Raw genomic sequence first — 19,969 nt, 5'->3', positions numbered from 1 at the left:
AGGAATGGAGTTTGTCATGATGGACAAAAAGCCGCACATCAAACCGTATCTCTATGGGATGCTCGCAGGGTTTGGTGCCATTGCACTGAGCATCATCTTCTTTTTCCTCATTTACCGCTTTGACGGCTTCGGCTCGGCTATCTCTACCCTGACCGGCATCCTGATGCCCTTTATCTACGGTGCCGTCATTGCCTATCTGCTCAAGCCGGTATGCAACAGCATCGAAGGCTTTCTGCGCCGGTTTATCCCGGAAAAGATGAACGGTCTGATCAACGCGCTATCCGTGGCGCTTACCATCCTGTTCGGGCTTTTGCTGGTGTATGCGCTTGTCATGATGATCGTGCCGCAGCTCATTACCAGTGTGACTACCCTGTACTACACCGCGCAGGCCAACATTACAAAGTTCATGAACTGGGCAAGCCATCTGGAGTTTATTGAAAAGAATGAACAGATCACGGAGCTGCTCAACTCGGCCTACGCCGCCCTGAATACCAATCTGGGCACATGGAACACATGGCTCAAGAACACCCTGCTGCCCTCCATGCAGAACATCGTAAGCGGCGCAGCCATTGGTGTGCTGAACGTGGTGACGATGGCTAAGAACCTGATCATCGGCATCATCGTGGCGGTGTATATGCTGGCAAGCCGCAAGCGGTTCGTCCAGCAGGGCAATCTGGTGCTGCACAGCATCGTCCGTCCCCGCTGGGCGCAGCTGATCACCGAGGAAGTGAAGTACGCAGACCGGATGTTCGGCGGCTTTATCAACGGCAAGATCATGGACTCTGCCATCATCGGCGTGCTGTGCTATATCGGCTGTCTGGTCTTTAAGTTCCCCAGTGCGCTGCTGGTATCGGTGATCATCGGTGTGACCAATGTTATCCCCTTCTTCGGCCCCTTTATCGGTGCCATTCCGGCCACGCTCCTCATCCTCATCCAGAACCCCATCAAGGCGCTGTGGTTCGTGCTGTTCGTGCTGGTTTTGCAGCAGCTGGACGGCAATATCATCGGGCCCAAAATTCTGGGCAACACCACCGGTCTTTCCAGCTTCTGGGTGCTGTTCGCCATCCTGCTGTTTGGCGGCCTGTGGGGTTTTGTGGGCATGATCGTGGGTGTGCCGCTGTTTGCCGTTATCTACGACGTCATCAAAAAGCTGGTCATCCACGGCTTGCAGCGCAATCAGGAGCTGACCCTGCTGAACAATTATCACGACCAGTTCGGCGACCCCGCAGACGATGCAGCCGCACAGCCCGCTGCATCACAACCTGCTGAGAACCAGTAAACCTTCCCTGCCCCGCATCAGAGCACTTCCGATGCGGGGTATTTTTTAATCATATTACAAATTATAAATCGGAAGTTATGGAGGTACTTTATGAACGAGAGAGAAAAAATTATCCGATTATGGTTTGATATGTGGATTAAGAAAGCAGATTTAGGAATTGACAATATTTTTACAGATGATGTTGTATATACTGAGAGTTGGAGTCCTAAATATGAAAACTGCAAAACGGTAAAGCACTGGTTTGACGAATGGAATACACGCGGAACTGTTCTTGTCTGGGAGATTAAGCAATTTTTTCATCAAGGCAATCAAACAATCGTGGAGTGGTATTTTAAAAACAAAATGAATAATGGAAATGTTGAAGAATTTGACGGAATATCTTTAATTGTATGGACACAGGATAACAAAATAAAATCATTAAAAGAGTTTGGTTGCAATCTTCATAATTACAATCCATATCGAGATAGTGATATTCCCGTATTTCGAGAAGAAAAAGCAAATTGGTTTTGAGAGGACTATAAATTCCAGTTTATACAACAAGACCCCCGCCTTATGTTCCGGGCAGGAACACAGGGCGGGGGTCTTGTTATTGTTTTGAATCAGGTTTCAGCTCAGTCCAGCGGCTGAGAGGGCTTCCAGTCCTTATAGTTTTCGTAGCGGCTCTCGCGGACCTTGTGGTGAGACCACACTTCGTCTGCGGTGGGCTGCCAGTCGGCGGCGTAGTTCTTGCACTTCTCGCACAGGTGCTCGACGCTTTCCGGGGACTGCAGGTCGGTGCTGTGGGCACCGGTCTCGTGCACCATCTTTTCCAGCAGCTCGGGGTTTTCCAGCATCGGGCAGGGACGCAGATGGTTCTTGTTGAAGGGCTGACCGTTGTGGTAAGCCATGAACAGCGGGCTGTGCAGAATCTCCAGAATAGACTGGTCGTGGATATTGGCGTTGGAGTAGTGGATGAACACGCAGGGCTCGGCGTCACCGGCAGAGTTGATATGGAAGTAGTTGCGGCCGCCGGCGATGCAGCCGCCCACGAACTCGCCGTCGTTCTGGAAGTCCATGGGGTAGAACGGGATATCGCACTCGGAAGAGCGCAGATAGCGGATACGGTCGATCATATATTTGCGCTGCTCCGGGGTGGGCATCAGCTCCGGGGCGGCCTCGTTGCCCACCGGCATATAGTGGAAGTAGAAGCCAAAGTGTGCCCCCTTCTCGCACAGGAAGCGCATGAACGCGTCGTTGGTGACAGCGTCGATGTTCTGGCGAGTGTAGCAGATGGAGGTACCGAAGATAATGCCGTACTTCTTGAGCAGATCCATGGCGTGCATCACAGCGGCATAGTGGCCTTCGCCGCGGCGGGCATCGTTGGTCTCCGGGGTGCCCTCGATGGACAGCATAAAGGCGATATTTCCCAGACGCCGCACTTCTTCACAGAAGGGCTCATCGATGAGGGTGGAGTTGGTGTAGATGGCAAATTCCACGTCGTTATGCTTTTCGGCCAGCTTGAGCACGTCCTTCTTGCGCACCAGCGGCTCACCGCCGGTCAGCATATACAGGTAAACGCCCAGTTCCTTGCCCTGCGTAACGATCTTGTCCATGTCCTCAAAGCTGAGGTTGTTCTTGTGGCCGTACTCGCCTGCCCAGCAGCCAACGCAGTGCATATTGCAGGCAGAGGTGGGGTCGAACAAAATCAGCCAGGGGATGTTGCACTGGTACTTGACGCGGTTCTCACGGATGGTCTTGGTGCCGCGGAAGAAGGCTTCGTAGCCCAGATTCAGCGCGGTGGTACGCGCCACATGGGGGTCGGTCTGGTCCAGCACGCAGTTGATGAGTTTCGTCCACTTGCTGTTGGGGTCGGTCAGGACTTTTTTGGCATTCTCGTAGGTCTCATCGCTGAAGCCGCTGCCGTAGAACTGCTTTGCAACATCTACCAGCTGGGTCATCGTCTTTTCACGGTCTTGCTCGGCATGGGAAAGCGCCATATCCACTATTTTACCAAGTGCAGCACGCTGCATCTTGTGGGTCAGATTCTCAAGAGATGTATTCATAGCTTTTTCCTCCCGAAACGATTCCTTTGGAAATCCTTATTCTGCTTGACCACATCCTACCACTTTGCATATTTTTGTACCATAAACAGAAAATACGCCGTGATGGAAAACCCATCACGGCGCACCCTTTGATAAAATTCTATTGAAGCCGCACGGACAAAAAGCGCTTCATTCCTCTATTTTCAAGCTGCCGGTGCTCAGGCGGCACAGTGCCCGGCGGAAATCCCCGTGGATCATGGTGCTCACGCGCTCCACCATCTTCTTGGGGTCGCCTTTCATATCCCGGCGGGTCCATTCCAGCGTCATGCCCACCAGTGCATACTTGTAAAAATCGACGACAAACTGCTTGTCTGCGTCCTGCACGGTGATATCGTGGCATTCGCGGTCTGCAAAGTCCTTCAGGATGGGGTCCAGCAATCTATAAAGGTACTGTTCCACCTGTTCCCTGCCCACCGAGCGGTAAACGTTGAGCACAAGGGTCTTGTTGTCCTGAAGCTGGTGCAGAACGTCCAGATAGGCTTCGCTCCATGTACCAAAGCCCCGGCGGCCTTCCATTGCCTTGGCGGCATCCTCTGCAAGGATCCAGTCCACCAGATCGTAGATGTCCTTAAAATGGTAATAAAAGGTCATGCGGTTGACCCCGCAGTCCTCGGTGATATCGTTGATCGTGATCTTGTTCAGGGGCTTTTCCAGCAGCAGCTTCTTCAAAGATGCCTCCAGTGCCCGTTTTGTCGTTTGTGACACAAAAACCCATCCTTTCCCGGCAGACGCCGCTGCCGTTTCCGTGAATGATACCCCATGATTTATTTTACCGCAAAATACGACCTTATTTCAAGTAAAGATTCTTACCTTTTTATGAAGTTTGTGTGTGCGCTGCCCACCCCGAAGGTGCTGTTTTTACATTATATCCGCCAAAAATAAGACAAAAGTCTTGATTTTCTCACAGCGGTTGCTTAGAATGAATAAGAAGCAGAATTTAATGCAGTGCATACCTGCCGAGGGAGGGTTATTGTTATGATGAAAACCATTGGGTTTTTAGGCTGTGGAAACATGGGCGGTGCTATTGCCCGCGCTGTGTGCAAGGCTACCGAGCCTGAGAATGTGTTTCTGGCGAACCGTACAGCGGCAAAGGCTGAAGCGCTTGCCGCAGAACTGGGCTGTCAGACCGCCACCAACGCCGAGGTCGCCGGTGACTGCGACCTGATCTTTCTGGCGGTAAAGCCCCAGATGATGGAGGCCATGCTGGAGCCGCTGCGGTTCATCCTTGCCGAGCGCACCAAGCGGTTCGTGCTGTGCACCATGGCAGCCGGCTTACCGGTGGCACGCATTCAGGAGATGGCGGGCGGCGACTACCCTGTTATCCGTATCATGCCCAACACCCCGGCGTCGGTAGGCGAAGGCATGATCCAGTATTGCTCTGTCAACGTGACCGCCGAGGAGGAGGCCGCATTCTGTCAGCTGATGGCTCCCGCCGGGCGTCTGGACGCCGTAGCCGAGGGCATGATCGATGCCGCAAGCTGCGTTTCCGGCTGCGGCCCGGCATGGGTGTACCAGTTTATTGAAGCGCTGGCCGATGGCGGCGTGGCCTGCGGTCTGCCCCGGGCAAAGGCACAGGAATACGCCGCACAGATGGTGCTGGGCAGCGCAAAGCTGGTGCTGGAAAGCGGCAAGCACCCCGGCGCGCTGAAGGACGCTGTGTGTAGCCCCGGCGGCAGCACCATTCAGGGCGTGCGGGTACTGGAAGAACACGGGCTGCGCGGTGCGGTGATGGATGCCGTGCTGGCCGCTTACGACAAAACAAAAGAAATGGGAAAGGGTTAATGGAATCATGCGCATCGTTGTGAAAGTGGGCACCTCCACATTGGCATACCCCACCGGGCGGCTGAACATCCGCCATGCAGAGGAACTGGTCAAGGTATTGAGCGATTTAAAGAACGAGGGACACGAGGTCATTCTGGTGTCCTCCGGCGCTATTGGCATGGGCGTGGGCAAGCTTTCGCTGCCTGCACGCCCCAAGGATACCACCACCAAGCAGGCCTGCGCTGCCGTGGGACAGTGCGAGCTGATGTACACCTACGACCGGCTGTTCAGTGCCTACGATCACACGGTAGCGCAGATCTTGCTTACCGGCGTGGACGTGGAGCACACCGAGCGCCGGGTAAATATCCAGAACACCCTGACTCGCCTGCTGGAGCTGGGTGCACTGCCCATCATCAATGAAAACGACAGTGTTGCCACCGATGAGATCACCTCCATTGGCGACAACGACACGCTGGCCGCTATTGTGGCCTGCTGCTGCAAGGCCGACCTGCTGGTGCTGCTGAGCGACATTGACGGCCTGTACACCGCCAACCCCCACACCCACCCGGATGCGGCACTCATCCCGCTGGTGGAAGAGATCACCTCGGAAGTTATGGCGCTGGCAGACGGTGCGGGCTCGGCGCTGGGCACCGGCGGCATGGCCACCAAGCTGCGGGCTGCCCGCATGGTGACCGGCAGCGGTGCAGATATGGTCATTGCCAACGGCGCACACCCGGAGCTGCTGTATGATATCGCTGCGGGCAAGCCCATCGGCACCCGCTTTGCCGGGCACAAGCAGCCTGCACTGTCCACACAGGAGGTTTGAGCTATGACTACACAGGAAATTCTGGAAGCCGCCCGCGGGGCAAAGGCTGCGCTGGCACTGGCTGATGGCGCTACCCGCACACAGGCACTGCACAGTATGGCTGCGCAGCTGTGCAGCCCGGATAGCATGACTGCCATCCTTTCCGCCAACGCCGACGATATGGCCGCTGCAAAGGGACATATCAGCGAGGTGATGCTGGATCGTCTTGCCCTGACCGAGGAGCGCATCCGCGCCATGGCAAAGGGCATTGAAGAGGTTGCCGCCCTGCCCGATCCGGTGGGCCGGGTGCTGAAGCGGGTGGAGCGCCCCAACGGGCTGGTAATCGAAAAGACCGCCGTGCCCATGGGCGTGATTGCCATCATCTACGAGAGCCGTCCCAACGTGACCAGCGATGCCGCCGCCCTTGCTATCAAGAGCGGCAACGCCTGCATCCTGCGCTGCGGCAAGGAAGCATGGCGCAGCGCCAACGCCATTGTGCAGGCTCTGCGGCAGGGGCTGCGGGAGAACAGCCTGCCGGAAAACGCGGTCTGCCTGATCGAGGATACCACCCACGCTTCTGCCAACGCCCTGATGACCGCCGTGGGCTATGTGGATCTGCTGATCCCCCGGGGCGGCGCAGGGCTGATCCGCGCCTGCGTGGAGAATGCCAAGGTACCCTGCATCCAGACCGGTACCGGTATCTGCCACATTTTTGTGGACGACACCGCCGATCAGGCCAAGGCGCTGGACATTATTGAAAACGCCAAGGCCAGCCGCCCCAGCGTGTGCAACGCCGAGGAGGTGTGTCTGGTGCACTCTGCCATTGCACAGGAGTTTCTTCCCAAGCTCGCACAGCGTCTTGGCCCCGACCGCGTGGCTGCGGGCAAGCTGCCGGTAGAGCTGCGGCTGGACGCACGCGCCGCCGCCATTATTCCCGGCACACCCGCCGGCCCTGCGGACTTTGACACCGAGTTTCTGGACTACATCCTTGCCGTCAAGGTGGTGGACAGCGTGGACGAAGCCATTGCCCACATTGCGCAGCACTCCACCGGCCACAGCGAGGCCATTCTGACCCGGACGCAGGCAGACGCCGACCGGTTCACCGCTGCGGTAGACAGCGCCGCTGTGTATGTGAACTGCTCCACCCGCTTTACGGACGGCGGCGAGTTTGGTCTGGGCTGCGAGATGGGTATTTCCACTCAGAAGCTGCACGCCCGGGGCCCCATGGGGCTGGAGGAACTTTGCAGCTACAAGTACGTTATCCACGGTGACGGGCAGATTCGCTGATCTCCCCTGTCCCGGCTTCTTCATAATTTTTTTACAATTCCGTCCACTCTGTGGGCGCGGCAGGTAAGTTTTTCATAGTTGAAAAAAATTTCCTGTACAGGCCGATGCAAGTTGCTTTGGCCTGTATTTTTGTTTTATCGGGATGGACTGTATTTCGATTCAAGTGAAAAATATTTCACTTTTCCTAGAAAATGGATTCTCTTGGATGGTGTTATGTATCCAAGAATTTGCCGTTTCTCACAATGTAAAAGTAGTACTTTTATGTTTTTATAGGTCAAAAAAGCAAAATTTTCTCTTGACAGAGCGTTTTTGATGCGGTAAAACTATATTGTAAGATTTGATATCGATTTCACTTCCGTTTCACAGGATTTCAAAATTCGTACATCACAACTGGTACTATGTAAAAATAAGTAAAGGAGAGAGCATCTTATGACGATTGCAATTCTTGCCCATGATTCCCGCAAAGAACTGGCTCTGCAATTCTGTACCGCTTACAGTGCCATCCTTTCCCGCAATAATGTTATCGCCACCGGTACCACCGGTCGGATGCTTGCGCAGACCACCGGCCTGCCGGTGCACTGCTACCTCTCCGGTAAGCTGGGCGGTGTGCAGCAGATCACCTCCCGCGTTGCCTGCGATGAAGTGGATCTGGTGCTGTTCTTCCGCGACCCGCTGAAGGCCGATGCCGCCAGCCTGACCGAGCAGAATCTGCTGCGCCTGTGCGATATGCACAGCGTACCCATTGCTACCAACATTGCTACCGCAGAGGTGCTGCTGCGCGGTCTGGATCAGGGAGATCTGGACTACCGTGAGGGGATGCACCCGGCCTTGATCGAGCCGATCCCCGTGGTGCAGGCTCGTGCCGTGTAAGCGTTTATTTGTGTGTTACTTTGTGTATAGAGGGAAAAAAGGAGCTATCGCAGCGTGTTGTGCGATAGCTCCTTTTTGTTTGCGTGTTATTTGCCCACCGGGCAAACATTACTCCTTAAAATATGCTTTCTGGATAGCCAGCAGCACACCGGCGCGGCTGGCTGCAAAGTTCAAGCCGCCCTGCAGGTAGCAGGTATAGGGGGCGCGCAGAGGGCCATCGCAGGAAAGCTCGATGGTGCTGCCCTGCGTAAAGCTGCCGCTGGCCATAACCACCTCATCGGTATAGCCCGGCTCCGGACTGGGTTCCGGGGCGGCGTAGCTGTCCACGGGGCTGGCAGCCTGAATCCCCTGACAGAAGCCGATGAGCGCCTCCGCCGTACCGGCATCAAAGCAGGTAACGATATCGTTGTGATCCTCGCAGTAGCGCGGGATGGGCTTTTTGCCCAGCAGCTCCAGCATGCACTGGGCGTAGATGGCGGTCTTGATAGCCTCGCACACCACGCCGGGGGCGTAGTAGAAGCCCAGATACATATCCCGGGGGGTCTCCAACGTGCAACCCAGCTCCTTGCCAAGGCCAGGGGCGTTCAGGCGGTAAGCGCACAGTTCCACCAGATCCTTGCGACCCACGATGTAGCCGCCGGTGGGAGCAATGCCGCCGCCGGGGTTCTTGATCAGGCTGCCCACTGCGATATCCGCGCCCACCTGACAGGGTTCCTGCGTCTGGGTGAACTCGCCGTAGCAGTTGTCCACAAAGATGATGATCTCCGGGTTTGCGGCGCGGGCGGTATCGGCAATTTTGCGGATGGTGGCCAGATCAAAGGCGTTGCGCTGTAAATAGCCGCGGCTGCGCTGGATATGGCATACCTTTGCGCCGGGGGCTTTCTGGGCGATCAGGTCGTAATCCGGGGTGAAGTCGGCCTTGAGAGGGGCTTCGTCATAGTTCACGCCGTAGTCCATCAGGGTACCAGTGCCCTTGCCCTTGCCGTCCAGACCGATGACGCCCTCCAGCGTATCGTAGGGACGGCCGGTGGCGGCCAGCAGGGTATCCCCTGCCCGCAGCAGACCGAACAGCGCCACCGCCAGCGTGTGGGTGCCGCTTTGGAACTGGCTGCGCACCAGCGCATCCTCTGCGCCCATGACCTGCGCAAAGATCTGCTCCAGCTTGGCGCGGCCGGTATCCCACAGGCCGTAGCCGGTGGTGCCCAGCATATCGGTGGAGGACATCTGGGTATCGGCAAAGGCCTTGAGCATCTTCAGCTGGTTGAAGTCCCGGATCTCCTCCATCTGGCGGAAATAGGGCTGGCACAGCTCCATAGCCTTTTCATCCAGCGCCAGTACCTCGGGCTTGTAATCAAAAAAGTGGTTCAGAATCGACATTATAACGTGATAGTTCCTTCCTGTTATTTTCGGCTCTCTGAGCCGTTGTGTTGCAATGCCAGTTCTTCCTTTCGGGAGAACTGGCATTTTGCGCAAAAAGCTTTATTATTTTTCGGGCACATAGCGGGCATACTCTGCCTGCTTTGCAAAGCCAAGGCGGGCATAAAACCGCACCCGCTCCGGTGCGCAGAGGAACACCGGGCGCAGCCCTTCAGCGGCAAGGCTGTTTGCCATTTCCACAATGAGCCGCCCGCCGATGCCTCTGCCCCGCAGCGGCTCTGCGGTCTGCCCGCAGGCCATGTAGGCCTGCCCATTGCACAGGGCATAAGCACCCACGGTGCAGACGACCGCGCTACCCTGCTCCAATGTCCACGCCATTGCCCTGCCCCGGCTGCGCTTTGTGCACAGTTCTGAGTAAAAGTCTGCCTGCCGGGCGGGGTCTGCGGGGTAAAGTGCTGCTGCCACCCGGGCGGCGGGCGCTTCCCGACAGAGGGTCAGCTGCGCCCACAAGGCTTCGTCCACGGCGGGCAGGGGCAGCGGCCCAGTCTGCGGCAGACCGAACACGGTCAGCGTTTCTGCCTTGTGCCAGCCGTCCGGCGGCGGGCAGACAGTCTCGTCCAGAATGGCACTCTCGCACCCGCAGAAGGACAAAAAGCTTGCCAGCTCTGCTGGGTTTGCGTGCCCCGCCAGCCATGCCGTGCTGCCGGAAAGTTCCAGTGCCAGCGTGGAACCCGCGTAGAACCGCCACGGCTGACTTTTGCGAAAGAGCGCACAGTCCAGCGGCAGCAGAGCGTCCAGCACCGGCAGACCCCGGCAGGCATTCGCGAACCGGGTACGGCGCTTTGCATCCTTTACCTGTGCAATCACTTGAGCGCGTTGACGATCTTTTTGAACTCGCGGCCGCGCACTTCAAAGTTGGGATACAGATCAAAGGAGGCGCTTGCCGGGGACAGAATGATGATATCGCCCGGCTTTGCGGCGGCACGCGCCAGCTCTACGGCGTGCTGCATGTTATCTGCGTGCTGAATGGGCAGCGCAGTCTCGTCAAAGCCGGGGCACTCCCGCACAGCCTGCTCGATGCGGGGGCCGGTAGCGCCCATCAGCACCAGATTTTTGACGTGGGCGATGATCTCCGGTGCCAGCGGCTCGTAGGGGATGTGCTTATCGTAGCCGCCCGCGATGAGGATGACCTTACGGTCAAAGCTGCGCAGACCGGCAATGGTGCGGGTAGGGCTGGTACCGATGGAGTCGTTATAGTACAGCACGCCGTCCAGAGTGCGCACCGGCTCGATGCGGTGCTCCACACCGGTGAAGGTGCTGCCCACCTGACGGATGGCTTCTACGGGCACCTCGCCCCACACAGCAGCGGCCGCAGCCAGCAGGTTTTCGATGTTGTGCAGACCGCGCAGCTTGATGTCCTTTTGGGCAAGGAAAGGGGTCACGACGCCATCCTCAGCCATGCAGAGCATGCCGTCCTCCTTGCGCAGGAAAGCACCGTTGTCGGTATCGTGCAGGCGGGTGAACCACACCTGCTTGCCCTTGCAGTCTGCCTGCATGGAGCGGCTGATCTCGTTCTCATAGCCCAGCACGGCGCGGCAGGGCTGCTTCTGGTACAGCAGGATATTGCGCTTGGCATCGATGTATTCCTGCATGTCCTTGTGGTGGTCCAGATGGTTCGGGGTCACGTTGGTGACCACCGCAATGTTGGGGCTTGCGTGCATGCTGATCAGCTGGAAGCTGGAAAGCTCTACCACAGCCACATCCTCCGGGGACACCTCCGGCAGCATGGGCAGCAGCGCTGCGCCAATGTTGCCGCCCAAATGCACCTTGCGGCCTGCAGCCTCGTAGAACTTGGAGATAAGGGTGGTGGTGGTGGTCTTGCCGTCCGAGCCGGTCACGGCCACGATCTCGCAGGGGCAGAAGTCGAAGAACAGTTCCACCTCACTGGTGACCATGGTACCAGCAGCCATGGCATCCTGCAGGGGCTTTTCAAAGTAGCCCACAAAGCCCGGGGTGCGCATGATGATGTCCTGTCCCTTGAAGCCGTCCAGATAGTTTTCGCCAAGGCTCAGGTCAATACCCAGCTCCCGGATGGTGGCGGCGTAATCGCCAAAGTCCTCCACGCTCTTTTTCTGGTCGCACAGGGTCACATGAGCGCCCAGCTCCACAAACTCCTTGATGAGGGTCTTGTGGCTGACGCCTGCGCCGATAAAGGCGACCTTTTTGCCCTGAATAAGCTGGGCAAGCTTCTGCTGATCTTTCTGCATAAAAACAGTTCCTCCTCTATAGGATCATGGTATAACACTGCGCCGCACGGGCAGCGCGGGGATCACTTTGCTGTACCATTATAGTCCATTTGCGCGCAATTGGCAACGGAAAACCGCACAGTCTGCTTCAAAAAGCCCGATAAATTCACAAAAAGGCAATTGTTTTTTCTGCTGCTTTCTGCTACACTTGTCGTTGCAGAGCGCTTTTTGCCGTTTCTGCGCGAAGATGAACGGAATGAGGTTATTCTTTTTGAAACGATGGTTGCGTTTTACCGCAGCGGTACTGGCTGCTGCGTTTCTTTTTGCCCTGACCGGCTGCGGCAGCTCCACAAACTCTGCCAGCTTTACATGGTTCGTGGACAGCATCCCCGCAAATCTGGATCCGCAGGTGGCTTCCGCTGCGTCGGATGTCATCGCCTGCGAGAACCTGTACGGCACACTGGTGCGCAAGGACCCGGACGGTGAACTTGTGCCGGGGCTCTGTGAGAAGTGGACGGTGTCCTCGGACGGGCTGACCTACACCTTTACCCTGAAGGACGGCCTGACCTACGCAGCCGCCAAGGGTGCCGCCACAGAGTACGACATTACCGCCGAGGACTTTGTGTTTGCGTTCCGGCGTATTTTCCGCGCCGATACCGCCTCGCCCTATGCGGTGGAGTTTTCCGCCATCCAGAACAGCGCCGCCGTGCAAGCGGGACTGGCGGACGAAAGCAGTCTGGGCGTTTCGGCCAATGGGGCGCTGACGTTGGTGTTCCGGCTGAGTGAGCGGGACGATAACTTCTTAGCAAAGCTGGCATTGCCCGGTGCAGCCCCCTGTGACGAGGCCTTTTTTGAGAGCACCCGGGGCACCTATGGGCTGACTGCCAAGACTACGCTTGCAAGCGGCAGCTTTTACCTGTATAACTGGACGACGAACGGCCTGTTTTTGCGGCGCACCGTGGAAAGCCCACTGGTCGGCAGTCTGCGTCTGGTGCAGGACACCAGCGGCAGCGGCAAAAGCGCAGCCCAGCTTATTGCCGACGACAAATGCTCGGCAGCGCTGGACGAGAGCGGCGAAGCCACCAGCTTACAGACCGTAAGCTATTCCGACACCACATGGGCGCTGCTGTTCAACGCGGCGGAGGGGTCGGTGTTCCAGAACCAGCAGCTGCGGCAGGCGCTGGCCGGGATTGCCCGGGAAAACGCCGATGTGCCCTCCAGCGGCCTGTACGCCGCCGCAAAGGGGCTTGTGCCGGAGGGTCTGACCGTGGACGGTCTGGACTACCGCGAGACTGCCGGGAATCCCCTGCCCACCATCCCGGAGCCGAAGGCCTTGTATCTGGCTGCGCGGCAGGGCATGGCGACCTCGGATTTTTCCGGCGTGACCCTGCTGCTGCCCAAGAACGCCGGGCTGGGCGAACTGGCCGACCAGATCAACAGCGCATGGCAGAAGGAGTGCTCCCTGTTCTTCTCGGTGGAGGAGGTAGAACAAGACGAATTTGACGCCCGCATTGCCGCCGGGAAATACACCATTGCCCTTGCGCCCATCCGTGCCGAGGGCGGCAGCGTGTACCAGATGCTGCAGCAGTTCACCACTGAGGGAGGTAGCCTGACCGGCTATGCCGATACTGTTTATGCCGACCGGCTGGCACTGAGCGCACAGCAGACCGGCAAGGACCGTTGCGCTCTGTTGGCGCAGTGCGAGCGGCAGCTGCTGGAAAGCTGCACCGTAGTGCCCCTGATGGCACAGCAGAAGCGTCTGCTGCTGGCAAATGGCGTGCGCGACTTGGTATTCGACCCGTTTTTCCCTGTGCTGGACCTGACTTGGGCCAAAATGAGTTGACCGCAAATTTCGTGCGGAAAAGCCTTGACATTCCTGCCCTGCTTTGTTACAATAATGGAGCACTTGCAGGGTTAGCTCATCCGGTAGAGCGACTGCTTCCCAAGCAGTAGGCGGCGGGTTCGAGTCCCGTATCCTGCTCCAAAATATAGCGGTGAAGCGTTCAGAATTTGTTCGTTTTACCGCTTTTTTGTTTGTGTCCATTTCAAAAAATGACGTAAAATTTCGTGCTAACGCCTCGTAAACTCCCCATTAGACTGCCAAAAAAAACACTCCCGGGCTTTTTATAGGAAGACCCGGGAGTGTTTGCGTTCAACTGATTTTATATCGTGTTACTTTGCCACGAGTTCTGCGGCAAGGGCGTCCATCTGTGCCTCAGCGGCGGCGTTGGCGGCAGAGCGGATGGTGACCACATTCTCGCAGAGGGTGATGTTCTTCATGCTCTCCAGCTCTGCATGCATAAGCTTTGCAGCCATGGGTGCCCAAGTGCCGTTTTCCATCAGGCCGACGGTGCGGTTCTGGAAGTTCTTGGTCTTGAGGTGAGCCAGCAGGTTCTCCATCGGCGGGAAGAGGAAGCCATCGTAGGTGGCGCAGGCCAACACGATCTTGCCGCAGCGGAAAGCCTCGGTGACGGCGTAGGACACATCAGTGCGGGTCAGGTCCATCTCCACCACCTTTGCGCCCTGTGCGCGCAGCTTTTCAGCCATGGTGTGGGCGGCGGCGCGAGTGTGGCCGTGGATGGATGCGCTGGCTACCAGGATCTTTTCCGGCTCCTCAGCCTTGTAGCTGGACCAGAGATCGTAGTAGTTCAGGTACTTGCTCAGATCGCCGGTAAGCACCGGGCCGTGCAGCGGGCAGATCGTCTTGATGTCCAGTGCCGCAGCTTTTTTGAGCAGTGCCTGCACCTGCGGGCCGTACTTGCCCACGATGTTCAGGTAGTAGCGGCGGGCTTCGCTGGCCCAGTCGGCGTTTTCGTCAAACTTTGCCACAGCGCCAAAGCGGCCAAAGCCATCGGCGGAGAACAGCACCTTCTCGCTGCTCTCGTAGCTGACCATGACCTCCGGCCAGTGCACCATGGGGGCAAACACAAAGGTGAGGGTGTGGGCGCCAAGGCTCAGGCTCTCGCCGTCCTTCACCACCACGCGGCGCTCCGGAGCAATGGCATCTGCGCCAAAGAACTGCTCCATATACTGGAAGGTCTTGGCGTTGCCCACCACCTGCATTTCCGGGTAGAGGGCTGCCAGCTTTGCCACGTTGGCACCGTGGTCCGGCTCCATGTGGGAGACAACCAGATAGGCGGGCTTGCAGCCGCCCAGTGCCTCGGCAAGGTTTTCCAGCCAAGGCTCAGTGGCGCGGGCGTCCACCGTGTCCAGAATGGTGGTCTTTTCGTCCAGAATGACATAGGAATTATAGCTGACCCCGGTGGGCACCGGATACTGGCTCTCGAACAGGTCGATGGTAGTATCGTCCACGCCTACACCAAGAATGGCTTCGCTGATTTTTTTCATGCTCATACCGTTCAGACTCCTTTTGTTTTATGTTGTGCCGTGAATTGGCAAAAATTTATAAGAACAATTCCTATAATACCACATTGTCATAAATTTCGCAAGGGATAACGCAGAGAAGTTCTGCACATCAAACCTCTTCCCCGCTCTCCGGCAGACGTGCCGCTACTGGTCTGCCCGGCTCAGTGTCCAGCTCCAGCAGCGCGGCGGCGGTGTTCTCGTCCAGCGTCTGCACTGCACGCAGCTTGCGGCTGATGGCGCGGCTGCGCACCCCGATGAGGTTGTCCAGCTCTTCATCGGTCTGGCGCAGGCGCTGCTGCATTTTGGAAAGCCCCTGCCCAAACTTGTCGAACTCGGTTTTGACCGCACCCAGCAGCCGCCACACCTCGCCGGAGCGCTTCTGGATGGCAAGGGTCTTGAAGCCCATTTGCAGGCTGTTGAGCAATGCTGCCATGGTGCTGGGACCGGCCACGTTCACCTGATAATCCCGCTGCAAAACCTCCAGCAGCCCGGCGTTCACCACCTCGGCGTACAGCCCCTCAAAGGGCAGAAACAGGATGCCGAAAGCTGTGGTGTAGGGCGGTTCCACATATTTTTCCCGGATATCCTTTGCCTCGCTGCGCAGCACCAGTTCCAGCGCGTGGCGGGCGTTTTCCACAGCCTGCGCATCGCCGGAGGCCTGTGCATCCTGCAGGTGGGCGTAGGTATCGCCGGGAAACTTGGAATCGATGGGCAGCCAGACGCTGCCGCCGTCCACGCCGGGCATCCGGATGGCGTACTCCACCCGCTGGGTGCTGCCGGGGATGGTGGCTACGTTGGTGTCGTACTGCTCCGGCGCAAGGATTTCTTCCAGAATTGCGCCCAGCTGGATCTCGCCCAGAATGCCGCGGGTCTTGACGCCGGAAAGCACCTGCTTCAGCCCGCCCACATCGGCAGCAAGGCTCTGCATCTCGCCCAAGCCCTTGTACACCTGTTCCAGCTGGTCGTTGACCGCCTTAAAGCTTTCAGTCACCCGCTTTTGCAGTGCGTCCTGCAATTGCTCGTCCACGGTGTGGCGGATCTCGTCCAGCTTCTGAGCGTTCTGTGCCTGCATGGCGGCAAGACCGTCTGCCAGCGTTTTGCGCATCTCCTCCAGCTTGCGGGCGTTGGAGGCTTCCAGCCCCTGCAAGCGCTGCTCCATGGTCTGCTGCTGGGCATTCTGCCCCGCCGTCAGGGTGCTGCTCATGCCCTGCACTGCGGTTTGAAGGGTATCGCTGATGTGCGCCATCGCGGCCAGATTCTGCTGTGCCTGCTGCGTCTGTTTTTCTTCCAACACCCGCGCCTGTGCTTCCAGCTGCTGGCGTAGCCACTCCTTCAGGGCTTCATCGTCCTGCCGGGCAGCGGGCTTGCCGGTGCGGTACAGCAAAAGCGCCTGCAGCAGACAGATGACTACCAGCAGAAGCGTGTACAGTCCTGCCAAAAATTCCATGAATCAGTTCTCCTTTTAACTCAAAAATCCGGGTCTTGCGGTAATGGCAGACCCGGATATGCTTATACTTCCTGATGCTTTACGATCTCCTGCGTGGTCTCCACCTGCTGGCCGTACAGACCCACACCGTCTACCTCCATCTCGCCCACCTGATTATCACAGGGGTCGGCGCGGAAGGCGCACATGGGCGGGTCGAAGGGCGCGCAGATATCGCTGTTAGCTACCATGCGGTCGGTGTCCAGATTGCCGAAGTAGTGCAGGCGCATCTTCTCGTTGCCCGCACGCGCCATAGACGCACCGGCAGAGCAATCGGCGTACATCCAGCCCTTGGGCGCAATGTAGAACATTGCCCAGTCGTGGCAGCCGGCTGTCTCCGGCCGTGCCACCATGCCGCTCTGCCACTTTGCCGGGATGCCTGCAATGCGGCAAAGTGTGATAAAGGTAGCTGCCATCACGCCGCAATCTCCCCGGCGGCTGCGGGCGCAGTTATCGGTGATGTTCTCGTGCACAAAATACATGGGCTGGAAGTGATAGTGCACGTTCAGGGTGACAAAATCGTAAATGCGCTTTGCCTTCTGCACCGGGTCAGTGATACCCTCGGTCAGCTGGGCAGCCAGTGCCTTCATATAGGGGGTAAAGGCGATGTGGGGCAGCTGCTCGGCGGTGTCAAAATCCGGCTGCACGGGGTCGGCGTGCAATTCCAGCGGGGCAGCGTAGTGCGCGGTGCTGCGGTAGCTGTACTGTGCGCCAAAACGGCAATTCTCGGCAAGGTCTGCCTCCCAGTACGCGGTACGCTGGGGTGCAGTTTCCGGCGCAATATAAGTGGGCTGGGCGGTAAAGCTGTCCAGCGTGATATTGCTCTGTGCCGGGCAGGCAGCAGGCAGCGGCAGCCATACTTTGACGTGTACGGTGTTTCTGCCCTCAGCCTTTGCAGCGGCAAGGGCGCGGGCAAAGGTCTCGTCGGTCATGCCGATGCTGGTGCGCAGGGTGATGTCTGCACTGACTGCACCGGTGCGCACCATCTGGTCGTGCTGGGGCTCAAAACGATCCCAGCTGCGCTCCGGGACGGGCGGGTCCAGCTGACGGGCGGCAAGGTCGGGATGGGTAGCCACCAGCGTTTCGGCGGCGCGGTAGATATAGCGCTTCTGCCCTTCCACAAAGCGCCAGTCCATCTGCCCGGCAGCGTCCAGCGCAGCGAACTCCTCGGCGGTAAAGTCCCGCAGGGTGGCCTGCAGCTGGTTCAGCAGCTGCTCGGCGGTGAGAGTGTAGTCCCGCGGCAGACGGCGCAAAATTTCCCGGTGTGCCAGCAGACCCTGCCGCCACGCATCCACGCCGTGGGGGGTGGGGTTTACAGGCAGCGCACCCTGCGGGTGCAGGGGCTGGTTCTGGCTGGCAGTCCAGTCCTCGGCCAGACAGGCATCGATACGCGCAATGGCGGCATCGTAATAGCCTGCCTCCTTCAGGCGGCGGATATCGTCCGGCAGCTCCATATTCAGGTATGCAAAACAAGTATTCTGATCCATCATGCTCTACTCCTTTTTATTTATGGTCAGGCAGCGGTCTGCTGCTCCCAGAAAGCTACGGCTTCCGTCAGCCAGCCCTCGGCATCGGTGGTATCGCCTACCCCGATGCAATGGGGTGCAGACTCAAACACTTTTACAACATAAGGCACCTTATGAGCTTCCAGCGCTGCTTGCAGCGCCGGGCCCTGCACCTGATTGATCATCCATGGCAGCACCTTGTCATCCTTCCCGTACCAGAAAAATACCGGCGGATAATCATCCGTGATAAGATCTGCCACACTGGAGCAGTAATAGTGCCATCCATAGTTGCCGGTATCCATAAACGCCTGATACGCGATCTTTACCTCTGAAAAGTTCACAACTGAATAACCCAGCAGCAATGCGCCGGGTCTTGCAACGCCGTAATGGCCGTAGCCGCGCTCCTTGTTCGCAAACACACCCGCAAGCTGACCACCGGAGGAGTAGCCTACCAGCGCATAGTCCTGTGTCTGGATGGAAAGCTCCTCGTCAAGGCTCGTCACCAGCTGCACCGCCCGTGCCAGATCCTGAAGCGGGGCGTTATTGCCCAGATCCAAGAAGGTGCGGTAGCGCAGCACGAACACAGCATAGCCCCGTTTATGCAGCTCGTAGGCGGTGGAGCCGCCCTCGCCCATCTCGGAGGTCATGGTCAGGGCATTGCCGGGGATCACGATAGCCGTTTTGGCGTTGGGCGTCTCTGCCGGGTAATAGAACAACTGCACACAGCCCAGACTGGAATTCTGCTCGATCTCTTCCGGGGTGTAGACCTGATAGGTGACCTTGACGCCCTTGTTATAGTTATCAATGATAAGGTTCAGCGCAGCAATGCCGGATTCCCGGTCGGTATTGCCAAAATAATCGTGCAGAGTCTTGTTTTTCCATCGCTCCACCATCAGCGGTGTCATCTCGCGGCAATATGTATAATAGCCGGTCCCTTGGATCGCCGGGTTCGCGCGCAGCTGTGCCATCGTAGTTTCCGCAGTAACATGGGGTGCGCTCTCTGCGCCAAAGGCAGACAGCGCCGCACAAAGCACAAGCCATACCATACACAGCAGCACATGTACAGTTTTCTTCATACATCCTCCATGGGAGGACAGCACGCCCCTGCACTGCCCCGCTCCGTATTCTTGTTCCCTTATTGTATCACAAACGGGTGGGATGTCAAAGCAATTTCTGTGCAGTCCGCTTCTTGTACCGTCCGGCAAATTCTGCTATACTGAAATTTATCCGGGAGTGGAAAGAGAGTGCGGGCATTTTTCGGCCCGCCGAGGATGAAAGTATGGATAAGATCATCATCCGGCCTATGACGCCGGAGGACTGGAGCGCAGTCTCCAGAATCTATGTTGAGGGCATCGCTACGGAATACGCCACCTTCCAGACCGAATGCCCGCCCTACACCGCGTGGGACGCTTCCCACACAAAGGAGTGCCGCTTGGTCATCCTTTCCGGCGGGGTGCTGGCGGGGTGGTGCGCCTTGCACCGGGTAGACCCCCGCTGGTGCTACCGGGGCGTAGCCGAGGTAAGCATCTATGTAGGCGAGCAGTTCCGGGGGCACGGGCTGGGCTTTCGGCTTTTGAGCGCCCTGTGCGCTGCTGCCGAAAAGGCCGGGTACTGGACGCTGCAATCCACCGTTTTACAGGATAACGCCGCCAGCCGTGCCCTGCACGCCAAGTGCGGTTTCCGGCTGGTGGGACGCCGGGAACGCATTGCACGGGACTGTCACGGCCGCTGGCTGGACACCTACCTGATGGAGCGCCGCGCCGCCGCAGACGAACCGGAGGGGTTCAAAAAGCTGTAACCAGCCGCTTGGTGCAGGCTAACGATTGGATATGGTCTCCGCTGCGCTCTGACCATTTTTAGCGGAATGATCATTTTTATTTGTAGGCCGGGAAAATCTGCGGATTTTCCC

At 57.8% G+C, this 19,969-nt stretch carries 17 protein-coding genes and 1 tRNA gene; 9 read left to right on the top strand and 9 right to left on the bottom strand.

What is annotated here, in order from left to right; all coding sequences use genetic code 11:
- The first annotated feature begins 16 nt into the window (after positions 1–16).
- Both MTP39_RS07080 and MTP39_RS07075 read left to right on the top strand, forming a co-directional pair.
- Positions 17–1,279: an AI-2E family transporter gene (locus MTP39_RS07080; protein WP_249242013.1), complete on the top strand. Its 1,263-nt coding sequence runs from the start codon at positions 17–19 to the stop codon at positions 1,277–1,279.
- Between the two features lie 90 nt (positions 1,280–1,369).
- A complete protein-coding gene (locus MTP39_RS07075; protein ID WP_249242012.1) occupies positions 1,370–1,789 on the top strand; it encodes a nuclear transport factor 2 family protein in 420 nt (139 codons plus the stop codon).
- Between the two features lie 101 nt (positions 1,790–1,890).
- Here MTP39_RS07075 and MTP39_RS07070 read toward each other — a convergent pair whose 3' ends face one another.
- Both MTP39_RS07070 and MTP39_RS07065 read right to left on the bottom strand, forming a co-directional pair.
- Positions 1,891–3,321: a radical SAM protein gene (locus tag MTP39_RS07070; protein ID WP_249242011.1), complete on the bottom strand. Its 1,431-nt coding sequence runs from the start codon at positions 3,319–3,321 to the stop codon at positions 1,891–1,893.
- Positions 3,322–3,489: 168 nt separating this feature from the next.
- Positions 3,490–4,065 (bottom strand): TetR-like C-terminal domain-containing protein, encoded by a 576-nt coding sequence (locus MTP39_RS07065; RefSeq protein ID WP_117929428.1) that lies wholly within the window; start codon positions 4,063–4,065, stop codon positions 3,490–3,492.
- 270 nt (positions 4,066–4,335) lie between these two features.
- Here MTP39_RS07065 and proC point away from each other — a divergent pair, with 270 nt between their 5' ends.
- From proC to MTP39_RS07045, 4 genes are all read left to right on the top strand, one after another.
- Complete coding sequence (proC, locus tag MTP39_RS07060; protein ID WP_249242010.1) at positions 4,336–5,142, top strand: pyrroline-5-carboxylate reductase; 807 nt, start codon at positions 4,336–4,338, stop codon at positions 5,140–5,142.
- A gap of 7 nt (positions 5,143–5,149) precedes the next feature.
- Positions 5,150–5,947: a glutamate 5-kinase gene (gene proB, locus MTP39_RS07055; RefSeq protein WP_249242009.1), complete on the top strand. Its 798-nt coding sequence runs from the start codon at positions 5,150–5,152 to the stop codon at positions 5,945–5,947.
- Between the two features lie 3 nt (positions 5,948–5,950).
- On the top strand, positions 5,951–7,213 hold the full coding sequence (locus tag MTP39_RS07050) for a glutamate-5-semialdehyde dehydrogenase (protein WP_249242008.1): 1,263 nt from the start codon (positions 5,951–5,953) through the stop codon (positions 7,211–7,213).
- 429 nt (positions 7,214–7,642) lie between these two features.
- Positions 7,643–8,083 (top strand): methylglyoxal synthase, encoded by a 441-nt coding sequence (locus MTP39_RS07045; protein WP_055184558.1) that lies wholly within the window; start codon positions 7,643–7,645, stop codon positions 8,081–8,083.
- Positions 8,084–8,191: 108 nt separating this feature from the next.
- On the opposite strand, the gene MTP39_RS07040 is transcribed toward MTP39_RS07045, so the two are convergent.
- From MTP39_RS07040 to murD, 3 genes are all read right to left on the bottom strand, one after another.
- Positions 8,192–9,460, bottom strand: a complete 1,269-nt coding sequence (locus tag MTP39_RS07040) for a methionine gamma-lyase family protein (protein WP_249242007.1) — start codon at positions 9,458–9,460, stop codon at positions 8,192–8,194.
- A 105-nt stretch (positions 9,461–9,565) separates the two neighbouring features.
- Positions 9,566–10,327, bottom strand: coding sequence for a GNAT family N-acetyltransferase (locus MTP39_RS07035; RefSeq protein WP_249242006.1), 762 nt, complete (start codon positions 10,325–10,327; stop codon positions 9,566–9,568).
- Positions 10,324–11,727: a UDP-N-acetylmuramoyl-L-alanine--D-glutamate ligase gene (murD, locus tag MTP39_RS07030; RefSeq protein WP_249242005.1), complete on the bottom strand. Its 1,404-nt coding sequence runs from the start codon at positions 11,725–11,727 to the stop codon at positions 10,324–10,326. The genes MTP39_RS07035 and murD overlap by 4 nt, the downstream gene beginning before the upstream one ends.
- A gap of 250 nt (positions 11,728–11,977) precedes the next feature.
- On the opposite strand from murD, the gene MTP39_RS07025 reads away from it, so the two are divergent.
- Both MTP39_RS07025 and MTP39_RS07020 read left to right on the top strand, forming a co-directional pair.
- A complete protein-coding gene (locus tag MTP39_RS07025) occupies positions 11,978–13,549 on the top strand; it encodes an ABC transporter substrate-binding protein (RefSeq protein ID WP_249242004.1) in 1,572 nt (523 codons plus the stop codon).
- A gap of 65 nt (positions 13,550–13,614) precedes the next feature.
- Positions 13,615–13,690: transfer RNA gene (locus MTP39_RS07020), tRNA-Gly, on the top strand.
- Positions 13,691–13,878: 188 nt separating this feature from the next.
- Here MTP39_RS07020 and MTP39_RS07015 read toward each other — a convergent pair.
- From MTP39_RS07015 to MTP39_RS07000, 4 genes are all read right to left on the bottom strand, one after another.
- Complete coding sequence (locus MTP39_RS07015) at positions 13,879–15,060, bottom strand: FprA family A-type flavoprotein (protein WP_249242003.1); 1,182 nt, start codon at positions 15,058–15,060, stop codon at positions 13,879–13,881.
- Positions 15,061–15,181: 121 nt separating this feature from the next.
- Positions 15,182–16,519: a DNA recombination protein RmuC gene (rmuC, locus tag MTP39_RS07010; protein ID WP_249242002.1), complete on the bottom strand. Its 1,338-nt coding sequence runs from the start codon at positions 16,517–16,519 to the stop codon at positions 15,182–15,184.
- Between the two features lie 62 nt (positions 16,520–16,581).
- Positions 16,582–18,045, bottom strand: coding sequence for a transglutaminase-like domain-containing protein (locus MTP39_RS07005; RefSeq protein ID WP_249242001.1), 1,464 nt, complete (start codon positions 18,043–18,045; stop codon positions 16,582–16,584).
- 23 nt (positions 18,046–18,068) lie between these two features.
- A complete protein-coding gene (locus MTP39_RS07000; protein ID WP_249242000.1) occupies positions 18,069–19,136 on the bottom strand; it encodes an alpha/beta hydrolase in 1,068 nt (355 codons plus the stop codon).
- 203 nt (positions 19,137–19,339) lie between these two features.
- Here MTP39_RS07000 and MTP39_RS06995 point away from each other — a divergent pair, with 203 nt between their 5' ends.
- Positions 19,340–19,858: a GNAT family N-acetyltransferase gene (locus MTP39_RS06995; protein WP_249241999.1), complete on the top strand. Its 519-nt coding sequence runs from the start codon at positions 19,340–19,342 to the stop codon at positions 19,856–19,858.
- The last annotated feature ends 111 nt before the right edge of the window (positions 19,859–19,969 follow it).

This window comes from Faecalibacterium sp. I3-3-33 (genome assembly GCF_023347295.1).
Lineage (GTDB): Bacteria > Bacillota > Clostridia > Oscillospirales > Ruminococcaceae > Faecalibacterium.
This window is presented reverse-complemented; position numbering and strand designations above follow the sequence as displayed.

What these genes read in the sequence shown, in the direction of transcription:
- MTP39_RS06995 (WP_249241999.1), top strand. Translation starts at nt 19,340, where the DNA reads ATGGATAAGATCATCATCCGGCCTATGACGCCGGAGGACTGGAGCGCA.
- proB (WP_249242009.1), top strand. Translation starts at nt 5,150, where the DNA reads ATGCGCATCGTTGTGAAAGTGGGCACCTCCACATTGGCATACCCCACC.
- rmuC (WP_249242002.1), bottom strand. Translation starts at nt 16,519, where the DNA reads ATGGAATTTTTGGCAGGACTGTACACGCTTCTGCTGGTAGTCATCTGT.
- MTP39_RS07070 (WP_249242011.1), bottom strand. Translation starts at nt 3,321, where the DNA reads ATGAATACATCTCTTGAGAATCTGACCCACAAGATGCAGCGTGCTGCA.
- MTP39_RS07015 (WP_249242003.1), bottom strand. Translation starts at nt 15,060, where the DNA reads ATGAGCATGAAAAAAATCAGCGAAGCCATTCTTGGTGTAGGCGTGGAC.
- MTP39_RS07045 (WP_055184558.1), top strand. Translation starts at nt 7,643, where the DNA reads ATGACGATTGCAATTCTTGCCCATGATTCCCGCAAAGAACTGGCTCTG.
- proC (WP_249242010.1), top strand. Translation starts at nt 4,336, where the DNA reads ATGATGAAAACCATTGGGTTTTTAGGCTGTGGAAACATGGGCGGTGCT.
- MTP39_RS07075 (WP_249242012.1), top strand. Translation starts at nt 1,370, where the DNA reads ATGAACGAGAGAGAAAAAATTATCCGATTATGGTTTGATATGTGGATT.
- MTP39_RS07080 (WP_249242013.1), top strand. Translation starts at nt 17, where the DNA reads ATGATGGACAAAAAGCCGCACATCAAACCGTATCTCTATGGGATGCTC.
- murD (WP_249242005.1), bottom strand. Translation starts at nt 11,727, where the DNA reads ATGCAGAAAGATCAGCAGAAGCTTGCCCAGCTTATTCAGGGCAAAAAG.
- MTP39_RS07040 (WP_249242007.1), bottom strand. Translation starts at nt 9,460, where the DNA reads ATGTCGATTCTGAACCACTTTTTTGATTACAAGCCCGAGGTACTGGCG.
- MTP39_RS07050 (WP_249242008.1), top strand. Translation starts at nt 5,951, where the DNA reads ATGACTACACAGGAAATTCTGGAAGCCGCCCGCGGGGCAAAGGCTGCG.
- MTP39_RS07000 (WP_249242000.1), bottom strand. Translation starts at nt 19,136, where the DNA reads ATGAAGAAAACTGTACATGTGCTGCTGTGTATGGTATGGCTTGTGCTT.
- MTP39_RS07005 (WP_249242001.1), bottom strand. Translation starts at nt 18,045, where the DNA reads ATGATGGATCAGAATACTTGTTTTGCATACCTGAATATGGAGCTGCCG.